The following is a 10,400-nucleotide window of genomic DNA, read 5'->3' as shown; positions in this document are numbered from 1 at the left end:
GCCCGGGGCCCCCCCCCCCCGCCCCTCTAGCCCCGGCCTCGTCAGCCCAGGCCGTACGGCTTGCGCAGCGGCGACTCGCGGTAGCCGTGCATGGCCTCCAGCAGCCCGAAGAACGCCGCCGCGCACAGCGGCCACGACACCAGCACGCCCTTGGCGGTCAGCAGCAGCGCGCCGGGCACCACCGTGGCCCCGGGCGAGGCGGCGGCCTCGACCCTGACCACGCCCAGCGTGAACGTCGAGCCCACCCAGAAGGTCACGAGGGACGCGAGCACCCCGCCCGCGCCCAGCCCGAGCAGCACCGCGATCTGGTGGCGCCGCCCGAGGAACCAGCCGAGCGCCCCGAAGGCCAGCCCCAGCCCGCCGGTGATCACCGCGAACCAGCCGTCGGCGGCGATCAGCGCCTGCGTGGTCGGGTCGGCCAGCACCTGCCCCCGCCCGGTGACCTGGTACGGGGCGCGCGGCGACACCCACGACCAGGCGAGCCCGGCGAGCACCGCGGTGGCGGTGAGGATCAGCACGGTCACCGCGAACGCCCGCACGTGCCGCGCCACGCGACTCCCCCTCACCTCGCCGTCCAGGATCAGCTCGATGCTATCTCCCGGTTAGGCTCGCTTCGTGAATCATGAAGAGGTCTGGCTGATCGAACCGTCCGGTCCGCTCCGTGGGGACGTCGTGGTCCGCGGTTCCAAGAACGCCGTGTCGAAGCACATGGTCGCCGCGATGCTCGGCGGTGGCGAGAGCACCATCCACAACGCCCCCGAGGTGGGCGAGGTGGGCATCACCGCGGCGATGCTGGAGGCGCTCGGCATCAACGTGGAGATCACCAAGACGGAGATCCGGCTCGGGCAGGGCCCGGAGATCCGGCCACGGGTGCCCGACGCGTTCACCGGCCTGAACCGCATCCCCATCCTCATGCTCGGCCCGCTGCTGCATCTGGCGGGCGAGGCGTTCGTGCCGCTGGTCGGCGGCGACCCGATCGGCCGGCGGCCGGTGAACTTCCACGTCGAGGCGCTGCGCGCGATGGGCGCCGAGGTCGAGGTGGGGGAGACCGGCATCTACGCCAAGGCCAAGCGGCTCAACGGCGCCCGGCTGGAGCTGCCCTACCCGAGCGTCGGCGCGACCGAGACGATCCTCATGTCGGCGGTGCTGGCCGAGGGCAAGACCGTGGTGAAGAACGCGGCGATGGAGCCCGAGGTGGTCGAGCTGGCGCTGTTCCTGCAGCGCATGGGGGCCAGGATCGAGCTGTCACCCGACCGCCGGATCGTCATCGAGGGCGTCGACCGGCTGCACGGCGCGTCCATCTGGCTGGCCGGCGACCGCATCGAGGCGTTCTCCTACCTGGCGGCCGGGCTGATCACCGGCGGCGAGGTGCGCGTGCACGGCTGCCCGCAGGACCGCCTCGTCACCGCGATCACCACGCTGGCCCGGATGGGCGCCCGGTTCGACATCAACGACGAGTACCTGTGCGCCACCGCGCCGCCCGAGGGGCTGCGGTCGGCTGCCGTGCAGACCGACACCCACCCGGGGTTCATGACCGACTGGCAGACGCCGCTCATGGTGCTGTTCACGCAGAGCCAGGGCATGTCGGTGCTGCACGAGACGGTCTTCGAGAACCGCCTGGTGTACGTGCCCGCGCTGCAGAAGATGGGCTGCGAGATCGAGGTGTTCGACCAGTGCCTGGGCGGGCCGGCCTGCCGCTACCACGACACCAACGCCCGCCACTCCGCCGTGGTGCGGGGCGTGTCCAAGCTCCGGGGCGCCGACGTGACGCTGCCCGACATCAGGGCCGGGTTCTCCGCCGTGCTGGCCGCCGCCGTCGCCGACGGGGTCTCCACGCTGCGCGGCGTGCACCACATCGAACGCGGCTACCACCGGCCGTTCGAGCAGTTCGCGTCGCTGGGTCTGGACATCCGCAGAGATCGGTCTTGACATCCGGGGCGAACGGTAAAGGAGTCGGCACAGGGCGTTTCCCGAGGGCCCGGCGGTCGCAGATCACCTGAGTGAGTGTGCTCAGATGCATCGGCGGTCTCGGCACGGCCGCGGCACTCGGCGGAGTGCTGGCGGCGGCGCTGGCCGCGCCCGCGGTCACCGGAGCCGGGCTCGCCGCGAAGGACGTCGCCACCACGTTCCTGGACCTGCCGCCCGCGCCCCGCGAGGAGCCGCTGTCGGAGGTCACCAGGCTGCTGGACCGCGACGGCCGGCCCTTCGCGCAGTTCTACGAGGCCAACCGCACCCAGGTGCCGCTGGCCCGGGTGGCGCCCGTCATGCGGCAGGCCATCGTCGCCGTCGAGGACGCCCGTTTCTACGAGCACGGCGGCCTCGACGTGCGGGGCACCCTGCGGGCGCTGCTCACCAACACGCAGGCGGGCGGCATCCGGCAGGGCGGCTCGTCGCTCACCCAGCAGCTGGTGAAGAACATCCTGGTGGAGAGCGCCCGCACCGACGAGGAACGCGAGCGGGCCCGGGCGCTGAACCTCGCCCGCAAGTTCACCGAGCTGCGGCTGGCGCTGGCCCTGGAGCGCAAGTACACCAAGGACCAGATCCTGGAGAAGTACCTGAACATCGCCTACTTCGGCGCCGGCGCGCACGGCGTCGAAGCGGCCGCCAGGCGCTTCTTCTCCACCACGGCCGGCCGGCTGACCCTCACCCAGGCGGCCACGCTCGCGGGGGCCGTGCGCATGCCGTACGCGACGGACCCGTCGCTGGGTCCGGCGCGGCAGGCCCGGCTGAGGGAACGCCGCGACTTCGTCCTCGACCGGATGGCCGAGCTGCGGCACATCACGCAGGCGCAGGCCGAGGCGGCCAAGCGCAGCCCGCTCGGCATCAGGTTGCGCCCCGAGCCGGGAGGATGCGCGCAGAGCGACTACCCGTACTTCTGCCTGTACGTCCAGCGCGAGCTGCTCACCAACGCGGCCTTCGGCAGCACGGCCCACGAGCGGCGGGCCCGGCTGGCGCGCGGCGGGCTGACCATCCGCACCAGCCTCGACCCGGTGGCCCAGGAGGCGGCCGAGGAGGCCATCCGGGCCCGGGTGCACCCCGAGGACACCGAGGTGGCCGCCGAGGCGATGGTCGAGCCGCGCACCGGGCGGATCCGGGCGATGGCGGCCAGCAAGAAGTTCGGCCGCAACCCCGGTGACCGCAAGAACGGCGCCCGCACCACCTACAACCTGGTGGCCGACATGGCCCACGGCGGCGGGATGGGGCTGCAGGCCGGCTCGACGTTCAAGGTGTTCACGCTGGCGACGGCGCTGAAGCAGGGCTGGCGGTTCGGCCAGGGCTTCATGACGCCCGGCTCGATGTCGCCGGCGCAGGGCTACCGCGACTGCCGCGGCAGGCCCGTCAACTCGCCGAACGTCCGCGTGCAGAACGCCGGCGGCGAGGGCGAGGGCGGGCCGCACAGCATCGAGACCGGCACCTGGAAGTCGGTGAACGTCTTCTTCATGCTGCTGGAGCGCAAGGTCGGCCTGTGCAACGTGGTCAGGACGGCGAAGGCCGCCGGCATCGCGCGGGCCGACGGCAAGCCGCTGCGCGAGGTGCCGACGTTCACCTTGGGCGTGAACGAGATGGATCCGGTGACGGTGGCGTCGGCGTTCGCGACGTTCGCCGGCCGCGGCCGGTACTGCCGCCCGCAGGCCATCGTGGAGATCGTCTCCCGGGACGGGCGGCGCACCCACGTGCCGCCCGCCTGCCGTCAGGCGCTGGACCGGGGCGTGGCCGACGCCGTCAACCACGTGCTGCAGGGCGTCTTCGACAAGGGCACGATGCGCGGGCAGGGCATCGGCCGGCCGGCGGCGGGCAAGACCGGCACGAACAACGGCTACACGTCGGCGTGGTTCGCCGGTTACACGCCGGACCTGGCCGCCGCGGTCAGCGTCGGCGACATCCGCGGCTCCTACCGCTACCCGCTGCGCGGGGTGACCATCGGCGGCACCTCCTACGGCGCGGTCCAGGGGGCGTCGCTGCCGGGGCCGATCTGGGTCCAGTCGATGCGGTCGGCGCTGCGCGACACCCCGTCACGCGGTTTCCCGGGTCCGGACATGTCCCGCTTCGGCGGCGGACATACGCCCGGCCTGGAGGAGGCGGAGGCCGCCGAGGCGCGCCGCGCCCTGTGGCGGCGTCTGCGTGAGCGGCTCGGCTGGGACCCCCGATGGGAGCACCGCTGGCACCGGCCGCGCTGGGACCGGCCGCGCTACCTGTGGCCACGCCGCCGTCCCCCGGCCCGCCCGCCGCGCGCCGGCCACGGCACCCACCTGCTCCCGGCTCCGCCGGCCGCCCCGCCGGGCCCGCCACACGACTGACGCCCGGCCGCCCCGCGGCCCGGCGTCCTGCCGGGCCGCACCACGGGCCCGGGGTCTTGCCGGGCGTCCTGCCGGGCCGCACCACCGGGTCGCCGCGTGGACGCGGTGCGCCCCGGCAGGGCGTGGCGTCAGGGCTTGGCGATCGGGGCGGTGGTCGCGCGGGTGAGGGTGACGAGGTTGGCGGGGGCCGTCTCGATCTGCAGGCCGCGCCTGCCGGCCGAGAAGAAGATCGTCTCGAAGTCGAGGGCCGAGGAGTCGACCACGGTCGGCAGCTGCTTGCGCTGCCCCAGCGGGCTGATGCCGCCGACGACGTAGCCGGTGACCCGCTCCACCTTCGCCGCGTCGGCCATGGCGGCCCGCTTGCCGCCGAGCGCCGCGGCCAGCGCCTTGAGGTCGAGCTTGCCGGCGACCGGCACGACGGCCACCGCGAGGCCGCTCTCCACCTCCGCCACGAGCGTCTTGAAGATCCGGTCGTGCGGCACGCCGAGCGCGTCGGCGGCCTCCTCGCCGTAGGCCTGCGCGGCCGGGTCGTGGTCGTAGGGATGCAGGGTGAAGTCGGCCTTGGCCCTGGTCAACGCGACCGTGGCCGGGGTGCCCCCGGCCGCCTTCGGCTTGCCCACGTCCTCGCTCCTCCGCGTGCTAAGAAATCTACATCGTAAAGGCGCCCGCTCAGGCGCGCGCGTGGAAGCGGCGGTGCAGCTCCCGCACCTCGTCGTCCAGGCCCGGCACGGGACCCTCGACGACCACTCCCGGCACCACGTCGTTGATCGGCAACGTCCGCACCGGCGGGGCGGGCACGCCCAGCTCGGTCAGCCACGCGGCGAGCTGCCGCGACGAGCTGACGTACACGATGCGCCCGAGGCCGACCCAGCCGTGCGCCGCGGCGCACATGGGGCAGTGCTCGCCGGAGGTGTAGACCGTCGCGGCGGCCCGCTCCTCGGGCGTCAGACGGGCCGCGGACCAGCGCGCCAGCTCGAACTCCGGATGGCGGGTGTGGTCACCCGACGCGACATGGTTGTGGTCCTCGAACAGCACCGTGCCGTCGGCGGCCACGAGGACCGAGCCGAACGGCTCGTCGCCCACGGTGAGAGCCTGGGCGGCCAGCTCCACGCAGCGGCGCAGGTGCGTCATGTCCCTGTCTTCGATCACGGCGCCATGCTATCGGCGACGCGCGCATGTCCGGATGATGGACGAAACGGGACTCACGTGCTGGACTCCGTAGACTAGGGAGGGTGATTTCCCGTATTGACTTGCGCGGGTCCCTGCCGGGCGACCTGCGCGACGTGCTGCCCCGCGCCGAGCTCGACGTCGAGGCCGCCCTGGAGAAGGTGCGGCCGATCTGCGACGAGGTGCGCCATCGTGGGGCGGTCGCCGTACGGGAGCTGACCGCCAGGTTCGACGGGGTCGAGATCGCGCAGGCCAGGGTGCCCGCGGCGGCACTGCAGCGGGCGCTGGCCGAGCTGCGCCCCGAGGTGCGCGCGGCGCTGGAGGAGTCGATCCGCCGCGCCCGGCTGGTCCACCGCGACCAGCGGCGCACCGACGTGACGACCCAGGTCGTCCCCGGCGGCACCGTCACCGAGCGGTGGGTGCCGGTCGAGCGCGTCGGCCTCTACGTGCCGGGCGGGCGGGCCGTCTACCCCTCCAGCGTGGTCATGAACGTCGTGCCCGCCCAGGAGGCCGGGGTGCCGTCGCTCGCGGTGACGAGCCCGGCGCAGAAGGAGTTCGGCGGGCTGCCGCACCCCACGATCCTGGCCGCCTGCGCGCTGCTGGGCGTGGACGAGGTCTACTCCGTGGGCGGAGCGCAGGCCGTCGCCATGTTCGCCTACGGCACCGAGGAGTGCCCGGCCGCCACCATGGTCACCGGCCCCGGCAACATCTGGGTGGCCGCGGCCAAGCGGCTGCTCAAGGGCCGGATCGGCATCGACTCCGAGGCCGGCCCGACCGAGATCGCCATCCTCGCCGACGACACGGCCGACCCCGTGCACGTGGCCGCCGACCTGATCAGCCAGGCCGAGCACGACGTGATCGCCGCCGCCGTGCTCGTCACCGACAGCGTGGAGCTGGCCGAGGCGGTGGCCAAGGAGCTGCCGGGCCAGGTGGAGGCCACCAAGCACTCCGCCCGCATCGCCGAGGCGCTGGCCGGCCGGCAGTCGGGCATCGTGCTGGTCGACGACCTCGACGCGGGCGTGGAGGTCGTCAACGCCTACGCCGCCGAGCACCTGGAGATCATGACGGCCGGCGCCGCCGAGGTGGCCGGCCGGATACGCAACGCCGGGGCGATCTTCGTCGGCCCGTACGCGCCGGTGTCCCTGGGCGACTACCTCGCCGGGTCCAACCACGTGCTGCCCACGGGCGGCTGCGCCTGCCACTCCAGCGGGCTGTCGGTCCAGTCGTTCCTGCGCGGCATCCACGTGGTCGACTACACCCGCGAGGCGCTGGCCGGCGCCGCCGCGCACGTGTCGGTGCTCGCCGACGCCGAGGACCTGCCCGCGCACGGCGCGGCCGTCCGCGCCCGCTTCGACTGGCGGATCCCCTCATGACCGCGCCGACCGTTTGGGAGAGTCCGTCCTCGTGAATCTGGACGATCTGCCGATCCGTGACGACCTGCGAGGCAAGACGCCGTACGGCGCGCCGCAGATCGACGTCCCGGTCCGGCTCAACACGAACGAGAACCCGTACCCACCGTCCAAGGCCCTGGTCGACGACCTGGCCGAGGAGGTCCGCCGGGTCACGGGCGCGCTCAACCGCTACCCCGACCGCGACGCCGTGGAGCTGCGGGCCGACCTGGCCGGCTATCTCGGGCACGGGCTGACGCCCGACCAGGTGTGGGCGGCCAACGGCTCCAACGAGGTGCTCCAGCAGATCCTGCAGGCGTTCGGCGGCCACGGGCGCACGGCGCTGGGGTTCGAGCCGTCCTACTCGATGCACCCGATCATCACCACCGGCACCAGCACGGAGTGGATCTCCGGGGTGCGCGAGGACGACTTCTCGCTCGACGCGGGCAAGGCCGCGGCGGCGGTGGCGGAGCATCGGCCCGACATCGTCTTCCTGACCTCGCCCAACAACCCGACCGGCACCGCGCTGCCGCTGGAGACCATCGTCCGGGTGCTGGAGGCGGCCGAGGGCATGGTGGTGGTCGACGAGGCCTACGCCGAGTTCGCCCGCGAGGGCACGCCGTCGGCGCTGAGCCTGCTGCCCGGCCACCCGCGGCTGATCGTCACGCGGACCATGTCCAAGGCGTTCGCCATGGCCGGCACCCGGCTGGGCTATCTCGCCGCGCACCCGGCCGTGGTGCAGGCGCTGCTGCTGGTGCGCCTGCCCTACCATCTGTCGACGCTCACGCAGGCGGCGGCGCGCGTGGCGCTGCGGCACCGCGCCGAGCTGCTGGGCATGGTCGACACGCTGCGCCGTGAGCGTGACGACACTGTGTCCTGGCTGCGCGGCAAGGGTCTTACGGTCGCCGACTCCGACGCGAATTTCGTACTCTTCGGGAAGTTTCCCGAGCGGCGGCGGGTCTGGGAGGGCCTGCTGGCGAGAGGCGTGCTGATCCGCGAAGTGGGGCCGCCGGAGTGGTTGCGGGTGTCGATCGGCACCGGCGAGGAGATGGCGGCGTTCCGTGCCGCGCTGGAGGGGGTTCTGTGAGCCGCGTTGGCCGCGTCGAGCGTACGACGAAGGAGACGTCGGTCCTGGTCGAGGTGGATCTCGACGGCACGGGCCGGGTGGACGTGTCGACCGGGGTCGGCTTCTTCGACCACATGCTCGCCCAGCTGGGCAAGCACGGGCTGTTCGATCTGACCGTCAAGACGGAGGGCGACCTGCACATCGACTCCCACCACACGATCGAGGACACCTCGCTCGCGCTGGGGGCCGCCTTCCGCCAGGCGTTGGGCGACAAGTCGGGCATCAGGCGGTTCGGTAGCGCGTCGTGTCCGCTGGACGAGTCCCTCGCCCAGGTGACGGTCGACCTGTCGGGCCGGCCCTACCTCGTGCACAGCGAGCCCGAGGGCATGGCGCCGATGATCGGTCCCGAGTACGACACGACGATGACCCGTCACATCCTGGAGTCGCTCGTCGCGCAGGCGGCGATCTGCCTGCACGTCCACGTGCCCTACGGGCGCAACGCCCACCACATCGTCGAGGCCCAGTTCAAGGCGCTGGCCAGGGCGCTGCGCGAGGCGTCGGAGCTCGACCCGCGGGCCACGGGGGTGCCCAGCACCAAGGGCGTTCTATGAGCGAGAACATGATCGCGGTGGCGATGGTGTTCGTCGGGCTGTTCCTGATCGGCGGCGTGATCTCGCTCGCCAAGCAGGGGCTGAAGATCGGCGCCGTCGTCTGCGCGGTCGGTGCGGCGATGGCGATCACAGCGGGGGTGATGTGGTGGTGAAGAGGGTCGTCGTACTCGACTACGGGTCGGGCAACCTGCGTTCCGCGGAGCGTGCCCTGGCCAGGGTGGGCGCCGAGGTGACCGTCACGTCGGACCTCGACGCGGCCATGGAGGCCGACGGGCTCGTGGTGCCCGGCGTCGGCGCGTTCGCGGCCTGCATGGCGGGCCTGCGCCGGGTGCGCGGCGAGCGCGCCATCGGGCGGCGCCTGGCCGGCGGCCGTCCGGTGCTGGGCATCTGCGTCGGGATGCAGATCCTGTTCGCGCGGGGAGTGGAGCATGGGGTCGAGACCGAGGGCTGCGGCGAGTGGCCTGGCACGGTCGAGCGGCTGGAGGCGCCCGTCCTGCCGCACATGGGCTGGAACACCGTCAAGGCTCCGGCCGGCAGCGTGCTGTTCGACGGGATCGACGCCGCGACGCGGTTCTACTTCGTGCACTCGTACGGGGTGCGCGAGTGGGAGCTGCGGCCCGGTGACGGGTTCGCCGAGCCGCTGGTCACCTGGGCCGAGCACGGCGTGCCGTTCGTGGCCGCCGCCGAGAACGGCCCGCTCATGGCCACCCAGTTCCACCCGGAGAAGTCCGGCGACGCGGGGGCCGCGCTGTTGCAGAACTGGCTCGGCATCCTGTGAGGGGCCGCGCCGGTTCGCCCGGTGAGGTGCCGTGAGCAAGGAGCGGGCGCGCCGCCGGGCCGTGCGTGAGGCGGAGCGGCAGCGTGCGATCCGGCTCAACGAGCGACGGCAGGCGCGCGCTGCCCGCCGTCGCGCCGTGCTCGGCCGCCTGACGCCGCGTCCGGTGCGCCTGGCGCGGCCGGGCGGCCTGCTGGCCCGGCGCCGGCGCGCCCAGAACGCCGTGGTGGCTCTCGGCTTCGTGCTCGTCCAGGCGCTGGTGTGGCTGCTCTGGGGCTCCCCGCTGGTGAGCTTCGGCGCGGTCGTGCTGTCCCTGCTGCTGATACCTGTTGTCGTGACCCTTGCCTTCGACCGGAGGATCTGATGTCTCTCATACTGCTCCCCGCCGTGGACGTGGCCGACGGCCAGGCCGTCCGGCTGGTCCAGGGGGAGGCCGGCACCGAGACCGGCTACGGCGAGCCGCTGGCCGCCGCGCTGGCCTGGCAGGAGGCGGGCGCGGAGTGGATCCATCTGGTCGACCTCGACGCCGCGTTCGGCCGCGGCTCCAACCGGGAGCTGATCACCGGCGTGATCGGCCGGCTCGACGTGAACGTGGAGCTGTCCGGCGGCATCCGCGACGACGAGTCGCTGGCCGCCGCGCTGGCGACCGGCTGCCGCCGGGTGAACATCGGCACGGCGGCGCTGGAGAACCCCGAATGGTGCCGCAAGATCATCGCCGAGCACGGCGACCGGATCGCGGTCGGCCTGGACGTGCGCGGCACCACGCTCGCGGCGCGCGGCTGGACCGAGGAGGGCGGCGACCTGTGGGAGGTGCTCGACCGGCTGGAGGCCGACGGCTGCCCCCGCTACGTGGTCACCGACGTCACCAAGGACGGCACGCTCCGCGGTCCCAACCTGGACCTGCTCCGGCAGGTGTGCGCGCGCACCGACAGCCCCGTCGTCGCCAGCGGCGGCGTGTCGTCGCTCGACGATCTCGTGGCCCTGGCGTCGCTGGTGCCGCTCGGCGTGGAGGGTGCCATCGTCGGCAAGGCCCTGTACGCCCAGGCGTTCACGCTCGAGAGCGCGCTGGCGGCAGTGCGCGGTCTGTCGTAGGAG

General features: G+C 73.3%; 12 protein-coding genes. 9 read left to right on the top strand and 3 right to left on the bottom strand.

Translation table 11 applies throughout. The features are described 5' to 3' along the window. Positions 1-41: 41 nt before the first annotated feature. Positions 42-551, bottom strand: a complete 510-nt coding sequence (locus tag CXR44_RS01395; RefSeq protein WP_101782982.1) for a hypothetical protein — start codon at positions 549-551, stop codon at positions 42-44. A gap of 64 nt (positions 552-615) precedes the next feature. On the opposite strand from CXR44_RS01395, the gene murA reads away from it, so the two are divergent. Beyond that, complete coding sequence (gene murA / locus CXR44_RS01390) at positions 616-1,929, top strand: UDP-N-acetylglucosamine 1-carboxyvinyltransferase (RefSeq protein WP_101782981.1); 1,314 nt, start codon at positions 616-618, stop codon at positions 1,927-1,929. 77 nt (positions 1,930-2,006) lie between these two features. Continuing rightward, entirely contained in the window at positions 2,007-4,298 is a 2,292-nt protein-coding gene (locus CXR44_RS01385) for a transglycosylase domain-containing protein (RefSeq protein ID WP_245898738.1), read from the top strand. A 128-nt stretch (positions 4,299-4,426) separates the two neighbouring features. Here CXR44_RS01385 and ybaK read toward each other — a convergent pair whose 3' ends face one another. Continuing rightward, positions 4,427-4,918 carry a Cys-tRNA(Pro) deacylase gene (gene ybaK / locus CXR44_RS01380; RefSeq protein WP_101782980.1) on the bottom strand — a complete coding sequence of 164 codons (492 nt, stop codon included), beginning with the start codon at positions 4,916-4,918 and terminating at the stop codon, positions 4,427-4,429. Positions 4,919-4,967: 49 nt separating this feature from the next. After that, positions 4,968-5,429, bottom strand: a complete 462-nt coding sequence (locus CXR44_RS01375) for a nucleoside deaminase (RefSeq protein WP_101783470.1) — start codon at positions 5,427-5,429, stop codon at positions 4,968-4,970. 101 nt (positions 5,430-5,530) lie between these two features. Between CXR44_RS01375 and hisD the strand changes: the two genes are divergently transcribed. The 7 genes from hisD to priA are packed head-to-tail and all read left to right on the top strand — an operon-like array spanning position 5,531 to position 10,397. After that, complete coding sequence (gene hisD, locus CXR44_RS01370; protein ID WP_101782979.1) at positions 5,531-6,838, top strand: histidinol dehydrogenase; 1,308 nt, start codon at positions 5,531-5,533, stop codon at positions 6,836-6,838. Between the two features lie 31 nt (positions 6,839-6,869). Continuing rightward, entirely contained in the window at positions 6,870-7,940 is a 1,071-nt protein-coding gene (locus CXR44_RS01365) for a histidinol-phosphate transaminase (RefSeq protein ID WP_180903145.1), read from the top strand. Next, positions 7,937-8,530: an imidazoleglycerol-phosphate dehydratase HisB gene (gene hisB, locus CXR44_RS01360; RefSeq protein WP_101782977.1), complete on the top strand. Its 594-nt coding sequence runs from the start codon at positions 7,937-7,939 to the stop codon at positions 8,528-8,530. The genes CXR44_RS01365 and hisB overlap by 4 nt, the downstream gene beginning before the upstream one ends. Further along, a complete protein-coding gene (locus CXR44_RS39235) occupies positions 8,527-8,682 on the top strand; it encodes a hypothetical protein (RefSeq protein WP_180903144.1) in 156 nt (51 codons plus the stop codon). Before hisB ends, CXR44_RS39235 begins: the two co-directional genes overlap by 4 nt. Further along, positions 8,676-9,308, top strand: coding sequence for an imidazole glycerol phosphate synthase subunit HisH (gene hisH, locus CXR44_RS01355; RefSeq protein ID WP_219601626.1), 633 nt, complete (start codon positions 8,676-8,678; stop codon positions 9,306-9,308). Before CXR44_RS39235 ends, hisH begins: the two co-directional genes overlap by 7 nt. Before the next feature lie 31 nt (positions 9,309-9,339). Beyond that, positions 9,340-9,669, top strand: a complete 330-nt coding sequence (locus CXR44_RS01350) for a hypothetical protein (protein WP_101782975.1) — start codon at positions 9,340-9,342, stop codon at positions 9,667-9,669. Beyond that, on the top strand, positions 9,669-10,397 hold the full coding sequence (gene priA / locus CXR44_RS01345) for a bifunctional 1-(5-phosphoribosyl)-5-((5-phosphoribosylamino)methylideneamino)imidazole-4-carboxamide isomerase/phosphoribosylanthranilate isomerase PriA (RefSeq protein WP_101782974.1): 729 nt from the start codon (positions 9,669-9,671) through the stop codon (positions 10,395-10,397). The genes CXR44_RS01350 and priA overlap by 1 nt, the downstream gene beginning before the upstream one ends. Positions 10,398-10,400 lie beyond the last annotated feature (3 nt).

The organism is Nonomuraea indica (assembly GCF_002850745.1).
In the GTDB taxonomy this organism is placed as follows: Bacteria; Actinomycetota; Actinomycetes; order Streptosporangiales; family Streptosporangiaceae; genus Nonomuraea; species Nonomuraea indica.
The sequence above is the reverse complement of the archived record's forward strand: the minus strand, read 5'-3'. Positions and strand labels throughout refer to the sequence as shown.

What these genes read in the sequence shown, in the direction of transcription:
- CXR44_RS39235 (WP_180903144.1), top strand. Translation starts at nt 8,527, where the DNA reads ATGAGCGAGAACATGATCGCGGTGGCGATGGTGTTCGTCGGGCTGTTC.
- priA (WP_101782974.1), top strand. Translation starts at nt 9,669, where the DNA reads ATGTCTCTCATACTGCTCCCCGCCGTGGACGTGGCCGACGGCCAGGCC.
- CXR44_RS01375 (WP_101783470.1), bottom strand. Translation starts at nt 5,429, where the DNA reads ATGACGCACCTGCGCCGCTGCGTGGAGCTGGCCGCCCAGGCTCTCACC.